Genomic DNA, 13,932 nt, shown 5'->3' with positions numbered 1-13,932 from the left:
AGTTGTGCTGCGTTGGCCTGCCTGCCACCAATGGTTGCGAACTATTACCCGCAAGCCTGCATAGCCGGGTCCTTGGCGGCCTGCACAGGTTGCAATTGCAGGTCGAAGACGCTGATCAGGTTGCGCAGTTTTTCGCCGATGATCCGGGCACGGTGCCAGCTCTGCTCGTGACTGCGGATTTCAATGCTCAAGGTGTCCCCGTCGCGTACCACTTCCACTTGCTGCGGGATCAGTTGCTGCAGGGCAAACAGATTGAGCACCCGGCACAGCACGTCGGCATCGGCTTGGGCCTGGATACGGAAAAGCACCTGGCAAGGCGCTGCATTGCTGGCCCATACGTCGGGGCGGGGTGAATGGGTGATGACTTCCAGATGCGGCATGCAATGGCTCCTGTTCAGGCTGGAGAAATATTTACACGTCGCGGAAGATTTTTTTTACCTAAGATACTTTGAGTTAACGATAAATAGACTTGCGTAAGTCTTGTCTTGTTCATTTAAGGGTATTTTTATGCAAATCGAGCTGGACGCTTACGACCGACGCATATTGGCGCTGCTGCAAGAGGACGCTTCGCTATCCAGTGCGCAGATCGCGGAGAAGGTGGGGCTATCACAATCGCCCTGCTGGCGGCGGATCCAGAAGATGAAGGACGAAGGCATCATTCGTGGCCAGGTGACCTTGCTCGATCGCAAGAAAATCGGCCTCAACACGCAAATTTTTGCCGAGATCAAACTCAACGCCCACGGTCGCTCAAATTTCACCGAATTTACAGACGTAATCCGTGGTTTTCCCGAAGTCCTGGAGTGTTATGTACTGATGGGCGCGGTGGATTTTTTACTGCGTATCGTGACGGCCGATATCGAGGCCTATGAGCGGTTTTTCTTTGAAAAGCTGTCGATGGTGCCAGGCATTCAAGAGGTGAACTCGATAGTGGCATTGTCCGAGATCAAATCCACCACCTGCCTGCCGGTCTGAGGGCCGGCAAGCAGAACGGCCTTCACAAAGGAAGGCCGTCGGTTGGGTTTGCGCACTGTAATCAGTGAACAAACAACGCAATCAGAATAATGATCGGAATTGGGATACCGAGGAAAAACAGCAGAAGTGAGCGCATTTTATTCTCCAATCAGCGATTAGCCTGAATTAAACCAGCGGGGTTGTAGTGGTAGGGGTCAGATACGTCACGGCATCGCGGCGACGGCCGCCGAAGGTGGCGCACAGGCTGGCAAAGAATGCCCCGATCAGCAGCGTGATAAACATCCACAGGGTGGACCAGGCGGCGACCTTGGCTGCGGTGTCAGCGGCTTCCTTGGCTTTTACCTTGGCTTCTTCAACGGCCTGATGGGCCTTGGCGTAAACCTGGTCGACCCGTTGCTCGGCTTCAGGCTGGCTGAGGTTGGTGCGCTGGGCGATGATCTGGGCCAGGTAGGTACGGTCTTCGCTGCTCAACTGGCCGTCATTGGCCAGGCTGTGGGCAAAGATGCGGGCCACGGTGCCATGAGCGGCGTCTTCGCTGACAGCAGTACCGCGATCATCGCGAAACAGGCTGTCGATAAAGTAGTCCGAACCTTTATCGCCCTTGCTCGCGGCGGCGCTGCCGGCTGCACTGCTGATCGCCGATGCGGCACCTGAAGCCACGCTGGCCCCGGCTTGAACGCCGCTGCCGATCACGCTGCTGACCGAGCCTGCAACTAAGGTGGCGGTTACCAGCGTGGCAACTGCCCAGGCCAGAAAACCATGGGCGGTGTCGCGAAAGTAGGCTTCATCGCCATGCAGGTTTGTCCATTTAACCCGCAAACGACCGGCCAAATAACCGCCCATGCCGGAAGCAATGATCTGGGTGACGGCCAGCCAGACGATGGCGGTTATACCCAGGCCCTTGGCACCCATCCCTTCATTGGCCCAGGGTGAAACGGCAGAAAATCCAAGCCCCGCGCCCAGCATGAGTAGCAGCAGGGAGAGGACGGCAGCAGTGGCGGCGCCGGCAAAGATGGCGGCCCAGGAAACACCTGAGTGGCCAGAGGAGTCTTGCAGGGCAGCGGGATAGTGCTCAGTTGTCCCGATCATTGTTGTTGTGCTCCTGAATGGTAGGAAGTGCAGCGTTCATTCAGGTGATTGCAGGGGATGTGCCAACCGGGATCTCAAGGGAATTCCATATCTTTCAATGGCTTGCAAACTGTCGGTTTTACGGGTGCATGCAGATTGCATGATCAGGGCCAAAACAGGCGTGCGTAATGCATTGAAACAAATTGGCGGGGGATGATGCAGGCAAAAAAAACGGGAGCCTGGCGGCTCCCGTTGTACACATCAGTCGTTATGACGATGCTTGTTTTTGCGGTGGCCATAGGCATGGCCACGGCCGCGATGGTCGTCGCGGTAGTAGCGACGGTTATCGCGGTCGCGATAGCGGCGATCGTCGCTGTCGCTTTTATTGCCCATGTAGTTGCCCAGCGCGCCACCGGCACCACCGCCAGCGGCCGAGCCTACCAGTGCGCCTGTGCTGCCGCCGACACTGCGGCCCAGCACGTTACCGCCTGCAGCACCCAGTGCGCCGCCAATGGCTGCTTCGCCACGGCTGCGTTTGTCGGCACCTACGGCACTGCCTGCCGCACCACCCACACCTGCACCAATCGCAGAACCGGTCGAGCCGCCGAGCTGTTGGCCAACAACGGCGCCAAGAACCCCGCCTAATGCGCCGCCTACACCGGCTTCGGTGGTGCCACCGGCCGAGGCTACGCCACTGACCAGGCCAAGGGACAACAAGAGAATCGAGGTGAGCTTCATAAATGAGCCTCAAAGAGATGACGGCGCGATCCTGAGGCTGCAAGCGGTTGGTGACAATCGAAATCCGACGAGTAACACGAGTTGTACACAATTCTATAAGTTGTTGTTTTTGCTAGGGAACTTAATTGATTTTTGCAGGTCTGTTAGCTAGTTCGGTGAGGTCGTTTTCGTAGGGAAACGGCCTTTTTTGTGCCTGAATTTTGGAGGAACCCTCACCCTAGCCCTCTCCCGAAGGGAGAGGGGACTGACCGTGCGCAGTCTTAGGATCTCCACAAATCAGCTCCCTCTCCCTGTGGGAGAGGGTTGGGGTGAGGGCGCTTTTGACTTATCCAGCCTTGGCCATGATCAACGCCGACGGACTGGCCGGCTCAAGGCAAATCGCCACAAACTTCGACGTAGGCGTATGGCTGCCATCGCCAGTGCTTTCCAGCGGTACCAGCGGGTTGACCTCCGGGTAATAAGCCGCGGCTTGCCCGGCAGGAATATCGAATGCCAGCAGGGTGAAGTTCTTTACCCGACGCTCATGCTGGTCATCCCAGATCGAAATGATGTCAACCTTCTGCCCCGGCTTGAAGCCCAGGCGGATGATGTCGGCTTCATTGACGAACAGTACGTCACGCTGGCCCTTGACCCCGCGATAGCGGTCATCGAGGCCATAGATGGTGGTGTTGTACTGATCGTGCGAGCGCATCGATTGCAGGATCAGGTCCGGTAGTTGCCCGGTGGCGCGGGTACGGGCGTCCACCAGGTCTTGTGGCAGGACGTTGGGGCGGAAGTTGGCGCGCCCGGATGGCGTGTTCCACACTCGCGCACCGGCCGAGTTGCCCAGATAGAAGCCGCCCGGATGCTCAATGCGGGTGTTGAAGTCCTTGAAGCCCGGGATGGTGTCGGCAATCAGGTCGCGAATTCGCCGGTAGTCGGCAACCACCCAGTTCCAGTCAATCGGATGCGTGCCCAATGTGGCCGCCGCAATGCCGGCAATGATCGCGGGCTCCGAGCGCATCTGCCTGGACAGCGGCTGCAACTGGCCATTGGAGGCATGGACCATGCTGAACGAGTCTTCAACCGTGACCGCCTGCGGGCCTTCGGCCTGGATGTCGATATCGGTACGGCCCAGGCATGGCAGGATCAGGGCTTCTTTGCCGTGCATCAGATGGCTGCGGTTGAGCTTGGTGCTGATCTGTACGGTCAGATCGCAATTGCGCAGGGCCTGTGCGGTACGCGGGCTGTCCGGGGTGGCCTGGGCAAAGTTGCCGCCCAGACCGATAAACACCTTGGCGCGTCCTTCAAGCATGGCATGGATGGCTTCAACCACGTTGTGGCCGTTGTCACGGGGCACCTTGAACTGGAAGCGCCGCTCCAGTGAGTCGAGGAAGGCCACCGGCGGGCGTTCGTTGATGCCCATCGTGCGGTCGCCCTGCACGTTGCTGTGGCCGCGTACCGGGCAAAGGCCGGCACCGGGGCGGCCGATATTGCCGCGCAACAGCATCAGGTTGGCGATTTCCTGGATGGTCTGCACCGAATGACGATGCTGGGTGATGCCCATCGCCCAGCACATGATCACGTTTTTACCCTTGAGGTACATGCGCGCGGCTCGCTCGATATCCACCAGGGTCAGGCCCGACTGCTCCACGAGATGATCCCATGAGGTGTCGTCGAGGCTGGAGATGTAATCGAGAATGCCCGCAGTGTGCTCATTCAAAAACCCATGATCGAACACTGCCGGCTCGCCGGCGGCCTGGGCATCACGCTCCCACTGCAGCAGGAACTTGGCCATGCCGCGCAACAACGCCATGTCGCCGCCCAGTGCCGGGCGCAAATAGGCTGTATTGGTCGGGCGGTCGCCGTTGGTGAGCATTTCCAACGGGTGCTGCGGGTGCTGGAAACGTTCCAGGCCGCGCTCCTTGAGCGGGTTGACGCACACTACCTGGGCGCCACGCTTGACCGCCTCACGTAGCGGTTCGAGCATGCGCGGGTGGTTGGTGCCCGGGTTTTGCCCGAGTACGAAAATCGCATCGGCATGCTCGAAATCGTCGAACGTCACCGTGCCTTTGCCCACCCCGATACTTTGCGCCAGGGCCACGCCGCTGGCCTCGTGGCACATGTTCGAGCAGTCCGGAAAGTTGTTGGTGCCAAATGCGCGCACAAGCAGTTGATACAAATACGCCGCTTCGTTGCTGGCCCGGCCCGAGGTGTAGAACTCGGCTTCGTTGGGGCTGGCCAGGTTGAGCAGGTGCCTGGCGATCAAGGCGAAAGCCGCGTCCCAACTGATAGGTGTGTAGCGATCAGTTTCCGGGTCGTAGCTCATGGGTTCGGTCAGGCGGCCCTGATATTCCAGCCAGTAATCGCTTTGCTCCAGCAGCGCGCTGACGCTGTGTTTGGCGAAAAATGCGGCATCGACCCGACGCTTCGTCGCTTCCCAGTTCACCGCCTTGGCGCCGTTTTCGCAGAACTTGACCAGGCCGCTTTCCGGCGAGTCACCCCAGGCGCAGCCCGGGCAGTCGAAGCCGCCGTTCTGGTTGGTCTTGAGCATCATGTGCAGGTTTTTCAGCGCGTTGTCGCTGGTCAACCAGGCTTGCGCCACACTGATCAGCGCGCCCCAGCCACCGGCCGGGCCTTTGTAGGGCTTGTAGCGGGGAGTCGGGGTTTTGTCGGCTTGATGGTGTGTGCTCACGGTTGCTTCTCCTGCGCGGGGCTGTAGACCCTTGGCGCGCTTTTTTGTGGCAGATGAATAAGGTTGAGGTTGTGGCGCCGGGCCCATTGCAGCGCCAGGCCCGTGGGCGAGGACAGGCTGATCAGGGTCTGGATACCGGCGCGCAGCACCTTTTGAATCAGTTCCAGGCTGCAACGGCTGGTGACGATTGCTGCACCGCCGGTCAGATCGATCTGCTGGCGTACCAGTGCACCGATCAATTTATCGAGGGCGTTGTGCCGGCCGATATCTTCGCGACCCAGCAGCAACTGGCCCTGGCCATCCATATAGACCGCAGCGTGTACGGCGCCGCAGTGCTGGCCAAGGGGTTGGAAGTCGCTGATGCGCTGGCGCAGGCCTTCCAGCCACTGTGCTGGTGGCAAAGGCGCGCCGGGCAATACCTGGAGATCCGGCAAGGCCTGTTCCACCGCTTCCACGCCACACAGACCGCAACCGCTGGTGCCGGCCAGTTGGCGGCGCTGCTGCTTGAGGTTCCAGAACGCCCGGCTGGCGATTTCAACCTGTGCGTATTGGGCCGAGCCTGCACCGGTCAGTTTGAGGTCGTAGATTTCGCTGGCGTCTTGAATGATGCCGCTGCCCAGGCTGAAGCCGACGATAAAGTCTTCAAGGTCGGTAGGGGTGACCAGCATCACGGCCTGGCTGATGCCGTTATAGGCAATCGCCAGGGCGACCTCTTCAGCCAGTGCGGTTTGCGCACCACCGCTGTGGTCCAGGTTGACGTAGTCATAGCACTGGCTGGCAGCAGGCGCGGGCGTAACAAAGGCGGGCGCCGCGCACAGAGGGCGCTTGGCGTTCATAAGGCAGTACCGACAATCAATTGAGCTCTAAGCCTAGGCGCGACACAGTGTCGCGTCTAATCGCTAATGCTGATCTATTGATAGATGGCGTCGATCAAGAAGGGTCTGGTGATTTCTGATAAAGCGCGAAACAGGCTTCGGCCAGGGCTGAGCGAGGCGCCTCGCGGCGCATGATCAAACCCAGGCGGGCCAAGGTGCGCGCGTCTTCTATGGGGTGCAGGCGCAGGTGATCGGTCAGGGCTTCCAGTCCCCCCTCAAGGGGCATCACCGCGCAACAAAGCCCGCCGTGGACAGCTTGTAACAGTTGATGAACGGCATCCGTTTGCAACAGCGGTTGGGGTGTCAGGCCCCGACTGTGGAAATTGTGGTCGATGGACTGGCGAAAGTGCATGCCACTGCTGAGAAGGCCCAGCGGCAAGGCGGTGAGTGCTTCCCAACTGAGGGGCTGTTCGCCGAAATTGAAATAGCGTTGGTCATAGAGCAGGCCCATGCGGGTTTCGCCCAAGGCCAGGGAGTCAAAACGCTCCTGGTCGAGGCGCTCAAGGTAGGACACGCCGATATCCAGCCGGTTGCTGGCCAGTTGCTCAAGGATTTGCTCCGAGCTCAGCGCTGACAATTCAAAGCGCAGATCGGGGTGTTCCTGATGCAGGCGTTGCAACAGCGGCAGGGGGTCAAAACTCGACAGCGGCACCACGCCCAGGCGCAGTGTGCCGATCAGGTTACCTCGACAGGCGGCCGCTTCGGCCTGCAAGCCGTCGTAGGCAGCCAGCACGGTGCGGGCCCAGGCCAGCACCCGTTCTCCAGGGGCGGTGAAACTTTCGAAGCGCTGACCACGATTGACCAGTTGCAGGTCCAGCTCCTGCTCCAGGCTGCGCAAACGCATGGACAGGGTGGGCTGAGTGATATGGCAACGCGCGGCGGCCTGTCCGAAATGCCGGGTTTCATCGAGGGCAATAAGGAATTTCAGCTGTTTAATGTCCATCGTCGCTCCGGGCGCAATTCAGTGGGCGATTCTAGCGCGCTTGCACGTGCCGTTGATGGTCTACGCTTTTGACTCTGGATCTTCCAACCTAGGAGCGTGATGTATGAGTATTTTCAGCTTTGTGAAAGAAGCCGGCGAAAAATTGATCAACCTGCTCACACCGGGCAACGCCAATGCGAGCGAGGAGCTCAAGAAGCACGTACAGGAAGTGGGCCTGGGCAATCCGAACATCACCGCCACCGTGGACGGTGACAAAGTGACGGTCAGCGGTGAAGTGGCTACCCAGGAAGAGAAAGAAAAAATCATCCTGGCGGCAGGTAACATCGCGGGCGTGGCCAGTGTTGAAGACCAGATCACCGTAACCGGCCCCGCTGTTGTGGCTTCGCGTTTTGTTGTAGTGAAAAAGGGCGATACCTTGAGCGCAATTTCGCTGCAGGTGTACGGCAACGCCAATCAGTACAACAAGATTTTCGAAGCCAACAAGCCGCTGCTCAAGGACCCGAACAAAATCTATCCGGGCCAGACGCTGCGTATTCCTGAGTAACCCGTTTTTACCCCGTGGGAGCGAGCCTGCTCGCGTGTGCACTTCGCGAGCAGGCTCGCTCCCACGGGTTCAGAGATTCACAGCCCTTCCAGCAACTCGCGATAGTCGCCCAGTGCGGCAAATTCTGCGGTGTCTTTCGGGCCTTTCTTGCTGTCGGGCTGTTTGACCGCCAACAAGTGGGCCACCCCAAAATCACGGGCGCTGCGCAAAATCGGCAGGGTGTCGTCGATAAACAGGCTACGGCCCGGATCGAAGCCGATATCGGCTTGCAGGGCATCCCAGAACGCCGGACTTTCCTTGGGGTATCCGTAGTCGTGGGAGCTGATAAGCCGCTCGAAATAGGGTGCCAGCTCGATGCGCTCCATTTTCAACGACAGCGAATCGCGGTGCGCGTTGGTGATCATGATCACCCGTTTGCCGGCTTTGTTGATGGCAGCCAGAAAAGTATCAGCGTCGGGGCGCAAGGCAATCAGATGAGCGGTTTCAAGTTTGAGTTCGCGCACCGGGATTTTCAGCTCGCGACTCCAGAAGTCCAGGCAGTACCATTGCAACTGTCCAGCGTTACCTTCAAACAGCGGCGTCAGTTCCAGATCCGCCATCGCCCGGCTGATGCCATGCAGCTCGGCATAGCGCTGGGGCAGGTGCTCCAGCCAGAAATGATTGTCGTAGTGCAGGTCGAGCAGCGTGCCGTCCATATCGAGCAGCACGGTATCGATGTCGCGCCAAGGTAAAACGGTCATGCAAAACTTCTCCCACAGGTAAAAATTTCCGACACAGACATTCGGAAAAGCCGGGGTATAGTACCCCGTTCATATTGAGGAGCCGCTATGCGCCAAAAACCCACCGTACTTGCCCGTGAAATTGTTGCCAGTAGCCGATTGTTTCGGGTTGAAGAAGTGCAGTTGCGCTTCTCCAATGGAGTAGAGCGCACTTACGAACGGTTGGTGGGGCGCGGAAACGGTTATGGCGCAGTGATGATTGTGGCCATGATCGACGCTGAACACGCGATTCTGGTTGAAGAATATTGCGGCGGCACTGATGAGTACGAAATTTCATTGCCCAAGGGTCTGATCGAACCGGGCGAAGACGTGTTGGCGGCGGCTGAACGAGAGCTTAAGGAGGAGGCCGGTTTCGGCGCTCGCCAGCTTGAGCACTTGACCGAGCTGTCCCTGTCCCCCGGTTACATGAGCCAAAAGATCCAGGTGGTGCTGGCCACCGATCTTTACGAAGAGCATCTGGAGGGTGATGAACCTGAGCCGATGCGCGTTGATCGGGTCAACCTGCGTGAGCTGTCAAGCCTGGTGCTTAACCCGCAATTCAGCGAAGGCCGTGCCCTGGCCGCGCTGTATCTGGCTCGTGACCTTCTGACCCAGCGTGGAGCGTTCCAGCCGTGAGTGATTTGCCCCATCCCTTGCTTGAAGGCGTGATCAAACTGGCCCATGCCGCTGGCGACGCGATTTTGCCGTTCTGGCGTGCCGGCGTTGAAGTCACCGCCAAGGCCGATGATTCGCCGGTGACCGCCGCTGACCTGGCTGCCCACCACATTTTGCTCGATGGCCTGACGGCGCTGGATCCGAGTATCCCGGTGCTGTCGGAAGAAGACGCCAATATCGCGCAAAGCGTGCGTGCCGGCTGGACGCGCTGGTGGCTGGTCGACCCGCTGGATGGCACCAAGGAATTTATCTCGGGCAGTGAAGAGTTCACGGTCAACATTGCCCTGATCGAGCTGGGTCGTGTGGTGTTTGGGGTGGTGTCGATGCCCACCAGCGGTCGTTGTTACTACGGCGGCGCAGGGCTGGGCGCGTGGCGTGCGGACGGTGATGCCGTGGTGCCCATCAGCGTGCGCAACTCGCCACCTGCGGGTGAAGCGATGACCGTGGTTGCCAGTCGCCGGCACTCCAGCCCTGAGCAGGAACGCTTGTTGGCCGGTCTGAGTGAGCATCTGGGCGAATTGAAGTTGGTCAGCGTGGGCAGCTCGTTGAAGTTTTGTCTGCTGGCTGAAGGCGCTGCCGATTGTTATCCACGGCTGGCGCCGACGTCGCAGTGGGACACGGCGGCTGCGCAAGGTGTGCTGGAAGGGGCTGGTGGTGTGGTGCTGCAACTGGATGGAGAACCGTTCAGCTATCCGGCCCGTGAGTCGCTGCTCAATCAGTCGTTTTTGGCGTTGCCGGCGCAAGCGCCGTGGCGCGAAAAATTGCTGGACCTGGCGCAACGCTAGTCCCCCCCTGTGGGAGCGGGCTTGCTCGCGATGCAAACGCTGCGATCTTTCAGTCAGACCGCACCGTGGCCATCGCGAGCAAGCCCGCTCCCACATAAATTCAATCAGCGATGCAACACATACTGCCCGCTAAACCTCACCGCATCTTCCCCGCCCTGAACATTGACTACCCGCGTTTCCAGGGTAAGCCGCGCGCGGCCGTGGCGTTTGTACATGGCCAAAAACTTGTTCCATTGCGCATCATCTGGCGCATCACATACCGCAATGGCGTCCTCGGTCACGGGCAGCGGGTAGCTGATATGACCTTCCTGAATCACGATATGTCCGTCTTCGATTCCCGCTTCGCGCAGGCTCAAATGCAGCCAGCCCCAACCGGCCAGTACCGCGCCGCAGTACAGGCTGCCACCGAACATAGTGCTTTTGTGGTTGATATTGGCTTCAAGGGGCAATTGCAGGCGCAACTGCCGGTCTTGCCAGCTCACCACTTTGAGGCCCATTTCACGGGTCAACGGGATGTCGTGGTGAAGGACTGATTGTAGATAACGACTGTCGCGGTTCATGCCGTGGCCTCTTTAATCGAGTTCATCAGGGTGAGGGTGGCTTGCACTGTCGAAGTTCAGCCCATGTTTGCGCAGTTTGTCGTGCAGGGTTTTGCGCGGCACACCCAGGGCTTCTGCGAGGCTGCGCATGGAGCTGTGGGAGCGCTCCAGTTCGGCGGCAATCAGGCTTTTTTCAAAGTGTTCGACCTGCTCGCTCAGGCCGCCCGAGACTTCATTGCCCGCTGCTGGCTGGCCTTCAGCGGCGTTATCCAGAGCCAGTTCAAGGCCAAGGGCAAAGCGCTCGGCGACGTTTTGCAGCTCGCGCACGTTGCCAGGCCAGGTGTGGCGCAACAATAAAGCCCGCTGCGCCGGTTGCAGCACGTTGGGTGTCAGGTCGTGGCGTACGCTGGCTTCGCCGGCAAAATAATCGAACAACATCAGCACATCTTCACCCCGCTCACGCAGGGGGGCGATGCGCAGGGGCGCCACGTTGAGCCGGTAATACAGGTCAGCACGGAACCGGCCCTGATCGGCGGCCTGGCGCAGGTCTTCCTTGGTGGCGGCGATCACCCGGATATCCAGCGGGATCAGCTGGTTGCCACCCAGGCGTTCGACTACGCGCTCTTGCAGCAAACGCAGCAATTTGACCTGCACGTCCAGGCTCATGCTTTCGATTTCATCGAGGAACAAGGTGCCGCCATTGGCAAATTCAAACTTGCCGATGCGCCGCTTCTGCGCGCCTGTAAAGGCGCCCGGCTCGTGCCCGAACAGTTCGCTCTCAACCACGGATTCAGCCAGGGCCCCGGCATTGATCGCCACAAACGGGCCGTTACGCCGCGCCGATAAATCATGCAGCGCCCGAGCGACCACTTCTTTGCCCGAGCCGGTCTCGCCCAGGATCAGCACATCGGCCTTGGTGGCTGCCAGCGCGCCGATCTGCTCGCGCAAACGCAGCATGGCCGGTGATACCCCAAGCAGCCGCGAGCTTAGCAATTGGCGATCGCTCAGGGCCAGGCGCAGGCTGCGGTTGTCCATGACCAGGGCGCGCAAGGCCAGGGCACGGCGCACGCTGTCGAGCAGGGCGTCGCTGGCAAAGGGCTTTTCGAGGAAGTCATAGGCGCCTGCGCGCATCGCCTGTACGGCCAGCGGCACGTCGCCGTGGCCGGTAATCAGCAGCACCGGCAGCTCCGGGTCCTGGCCATGCAATTGCGCCAGCAGCTCAAGACCGTCCATGCCCGGCATGCGGATATCACTGACCACCACACCTGGCCAGTCCCGGCCGATACGCTCGGCCAGGCCGTTGGCTTCGGCCAGTGGCAACACGTGCAGCCCCGCCAGATCCAGAGTCTGGTACAGGGCCTGACGCAGGTGCGGGTCATCATCAATCAGGATGACCTGAACGCGTGGATCGATGGGCTGGCTCATGACCTGGAGTCCTCCGAAGCTTGCAAACTTACGCCTGGCGCACCGGCGCGCAGTCGCAAGGTGATTAGGGCACCGCCTTCCTTGTGGTTGGCGAACAGCAATTCGCCGCCAAAGGCGCGGATCAGCGTGTCACAAATGGCCAATCCGAGCCCCAGCCCCTGAGTGCGCGTTTTGGTGGTGTAGAACGGCTCTCCGGCACGGCCCAGAGCCTCCATGCAAAACCCCGGGCCGTTGTCGCGAATGTACACAGTGACGCCTTCCGGGGTGGATTGGGCACTTAGCCACAGGCGTCGGGGCGGGCCTTTTTCCGTAAGGGCATCGAGAGCGTTGGCCAGCAGGTTGCCCAACACCTGGCGCAGGCGGGTTTCCCCGGCTTCGACCCACAGCGTGGCCGCAGGCAGATCGCGGATCAGCTCGACCTCCATGCTGCGTCGGCGTTTGGCCAGCAACGCCAGAGCATCGTCCAGCGCCGGTTGCAGGGCAACGCTCTCCGGGGCATGGCGATCGCGCCGGGCGAAGGCGCGCAGGTGGGCGATGATGGATGACATGCGCCCGGTCAGTTCGTTGATCAGCTTGAGATTGCCCCGTGCATCGTCGATCCGCTGGTGGTCAAGCAGCACTTCGGCGTTTTCGGCGTAACTGCGGATGGCTGCCAGCGGCTGGTTGAGTTCGTGGCTGATGCTGGCCGACATGGTGCCCAGCGCCGACAGCTTTCCTGCCTGCACCAGGTCGTCCTGGGCGCGCACCAGCTCTTGTTGCGCGTGTTCGCGTTCCAGCACCTCTTCACGCAGGCGCCGGTTAAGCCCTTCAAGGTCGCTGGTGCGCTCTGCCACACGCATTTCCAGGGTGCGGCGGGCCTTGGCTTCAAACGCGATGCGGTCCAGGTAGTGGCGCCGGCGCTGCATCATCAAACCGATCAATAGCATGACCACCAGCAAGGTGGCGCCACCGATAGCCAGCACCGTACGCACCGAGCGATCGATGAGCGCGCGCGGAGCGAGAATGTTGACGCTCCAGCCGGTCTCGTCGATTTTTTGGGTTTGCACCAGCCAGGCATTGAGGTCCAGGTTCAGCGGTTTTGGGTCGCTGGTCGGGTAGGGCAGGATGGCGAAGATGGCCTGGCGCTCTTGCGGCGACAGATCGCGGGTGGATCTGAAGCGCCACTCGGGGCGCGAAGTGAGGATCACCACGCCGTTGCTGTCGGTCGCCAGCAGTTGTTCGGGGGTGTTGCCCCACAATTGCTCGGTGTGGTCCAGGTCGACCTTGACCACCAGTACGCCGAGTTTTTTATCGCCGTCGCGAATCGGTGCCGCGAAGTAATAACCGCGTTTGCCGGAGGTGGTGCCAAGTCCGAAAAAGCGCCCCAGCTTGCCTTCCATCGCTTCGCTGAAATACGGACGAAAAGCGAAATTGCGCCCGATAAAGCTGTCGCTTTGGTCCCAGTTCGAGGTGGCCAGGGTATCGCCGTGGGTGTCCAGCAGGTACATGACCACTGCACCGGTCTGGTTGCTGATGTCATCGAGCAACTGATTGGCCTTGGCTTGAGCCTGCACATCCTCTGGGTTGGCCAGCACGGCGCGCAGGTCGGGCAGTTCGCCGAGTATCTGCGGCAGCACTTCATAGCGATGAAGCGTGCCCAGCAGGTTGGCCACGTACAAGTCGAGCGTCTGGCGATTTTGCCCGGCCAGCTCGCTGCGGTAATAGCGCTCGGCCAGGTGTTGCAGCGGCCATAGCAAAGGCGCGAGGCACAATGCCAATAAGGCCAGGCTGCGCCAGCGGGGCCTGCGAGGAACGGAGGAAGTGGTGATCATCGTTGAGCTGCGCTGCAAGAGTACGTTGCAGTATACCCAACGAACCCTGTGGGAGCGGGCTTGCTCGCGATGCAAACGGCGCGGTTTGTCAGGCAGGCCGCAGTGATGTCATCGCGAGCAAGCCC

General features: G+C 60.1%; 14 protein-coding genes. 4 read left to right on the top strand and 10 right to left on the bottom strand.

Translation table 11 applies throughout. From position 1 onward, the window contains the following. Nucleotides 1–44: 44 nt before the first annotated feature. Nucleotides 45–380, bottom strand: a complete 336-nt coding sequence (locus CJU81_RS02040; RefSeq protein WP_095035301.1) for a hypothetical protein — start codon at nt 378–380, stop codon at nt 45–47. Nucleotides 381–507: 127 nt separating this feature from the next. Between CJU81_RS02040 and CJU81_RS02035 the strand changes: the two genes are divergently transcribed. Then, nucleotides 508–972, top strand: a complete 465-nt coding sequence (locus CJU81_RS02035; RefSeq protein WP_095035300.1) for an Lrp/AsnC family transcriptional regulator — start codon at nt 508–510, stop codon at nt 970–972. Nucleotides 973–1,137: 165 nt separating this feature from the next. Here CJU81_RS02035 and CJU81_RS02030 read toward each other — a convergent pair whose 3' ends face one another. From CJU81_RS02030 to CJU81_RS02010, 5 genes are all read right to left on the bottom strand, one after another. Continuing rightward, entirely contained in the window at nt 1,138–2,061 is a 924-nt protein-coding gene (locus CJU81_RS02030) for a hypothetical protein (protein WP_095035299.1), read from the bottom strand. A 240-nt stretch (nt 2,062–2,301) separates the two neighbouring features. Then, complete coding sequence (locus CJU81_RS02025) at nt 2,302–2,778, bottom strand: glycine zipper domain-containing protein (RefSeq protein ID WP_016783051.1); 477 nt, start codon at nt 2,776–2,778, stop codon at nt 2,302–2,304. 325 nt (nt 2,779–3,103) lie between these two features. Further along, nucleotides 3,104–5,452: an FdhF/YdeP family oxidoreductase gene (locus CJU81_RS02020; protein ID WP_095035298.1), complete on the bottom strand. Its 2,349-nt coding sequence runs from the start codon at nt 5,450–5,452 to the stop codon at nt 3,104–3,106. Then, on the bottom strand, nt 5,449–6,288 hold the full coding sequence (gene fdhD / locus CJU81_RS02015; RefSeq protein WP_095035297.1) for a formate dehydrogenase accessory sulfurtransferase FdhD: 840 nt from the start codon (nt 6,286–6,288) through the stop codon (nt 5,449–5,451). The genes CJU81_RS02020 and fdhD overlap by 4 nt, the downstream gene beginning before the upstream one ends. Before the next feature lie 94 nt (nt 6,289–6,382). After that, nucleotides 6,383–7,270 carry a LysR family transcriptional regulator gene (locus tag CJU81_RS02010; RefSeq protein ID WP_095027902.1) on the bottom strand — a complete coding sequence of 296 codons (888 nt, stop codon included), beginning with the start codon at nt 7,268–7,270 and terminating at the stop codon, nt 6,383–6,385. A gap of 103 nt (nt 7,271–7,373) precedes the next feature. Between CJU81_RS02010 and lysM the strand changes: the two genes are divergently transcribed. Beyond that, nucleotides 7,374–7,814, top strand: coding sequence for a peptidoglycan-binding protein LysM (lysM, locus tag CJU81_RS02005; protein ID WP_095035296.1), 441 nt, complete (start codon nt 7,374–7,376; stop codon nt 7,812–7,814). Nucleotides 7,815–7,891: 77 nt separating this feature from the next. Here the strand turns inward: lysM and yrfG are convergent, their stop codons facing one another. After that, the gene (yrfG, locus tag CJU81_RS02000) at nt 7,892–8,554 is read right to left on the bottom strand and encodes a GMP/IMP nucleotidase (RefSeq protein ID WP_095027903.1); all 663 of its coding nucleotides are present in this window, start codon (nt 8,552–8,554) and stop codon (nt 7,892–7,894) included. An 87-nt stretch (nt 8,555–8,641) separates the two neighbouring features. Here yrfG and nudE point away from each other — a divergent pair, with 87 nt between their 5' ends. Together nudE and cysQ are read left to right on the top strand one after the other, a co-directional pair. Further along, nucleotides 8,642–9,208: an ADP compounds hydrolase NudE gene (nudE, locus tag CJU81_RS01995; RefSeq protein ID WP_095027904.1), complete on the top strand. Its 567-nt coding sequence runs from the start codon at nt 8,642–8,644 to the stop codon at nt 9,206–9,208. Continuing rightward, nucleotides 9,205–10,032 (top strand): 3'(2'),5'-bisphosphate nucleotidase CysQ, encoded by an 828-nt coding sequence (cysQ, locus tag CJU81_RS01990; RefSeq protein WP_095035295.1) that lies wholly within the window; start codon nt 9,205–9,207, stop codon nt 10,030–10,032. Before nudE ends, cysQ begins: the two co-directional genes overlap by 4 nt. A gap of 104 nt (nt 10,033–10,136) precedes the next feature. Here the strand turns inward: cysQ and CJU81_RS01985 are convergent, their stop codons facing one another. Genes CJU81_RS01985 through CJU81_RS01975 form a run of 3 tightly spaced genes read right to left on the bottom strand, consistent with a single transcriptional unit; the run spans nt 10,137 to nt 13,807 of the window. Then, nucleotides 10,137–10,592 carry a thioesterase domain-containing protein gene (locus CJU81_RS01985; protein WP_095027906.1) on the bottom strand — a complete coding sequence of 152 codons (456 nt, stop codon included), beginning with the start codon at nt 10,590–10,592 and terminating at the stop codon, nt 10,137–10,139. Between the two features lie 12 nt (nt 10,593–10,604). After that, on the bottom strand, nt 10,605–11,996 hold the full coding sequence (locus CJU81_RS01980; RefSeq protein WP_095035294.1) for a sigma-54-dependent transcriptional regulator: 1,392 nt from the start codon (nt 11,994–11,996) through the stop codon (nt 10,605–10,607). Next, nucleotides 11,993–13,807 (bottom strand): sensor histidine kinase, encoded by a 1,815-nt coding sequence (locus CJU81_RS01975; RefSeq protein WP_095035293.1) that lies wholly within the window; start codon nt 13,805–13,807, stop codon nt 11,993–11,995. The genes CJU81_RS01980 and CJU81_RS01975 overlap by 4 nt, the downstream gene beginning before the upstream one ends. Between the last annotated feature and the right edge of the window lie 125 nt (nt 13,808–13,932).

The organism is Pseudomonas fragi (assembly GCF_002269505.1).
Classification (GTDB): Bacteria; Pseudomonadota; Gammaproteobacteria; order Pseudomonadales; family Pseudomonadaceae; genus Aquipseudomonas; species Aquipseudomonas fragi_D.
This window is presented reverse-complemented; position numbering and strand designations above follow the sequence as displayed.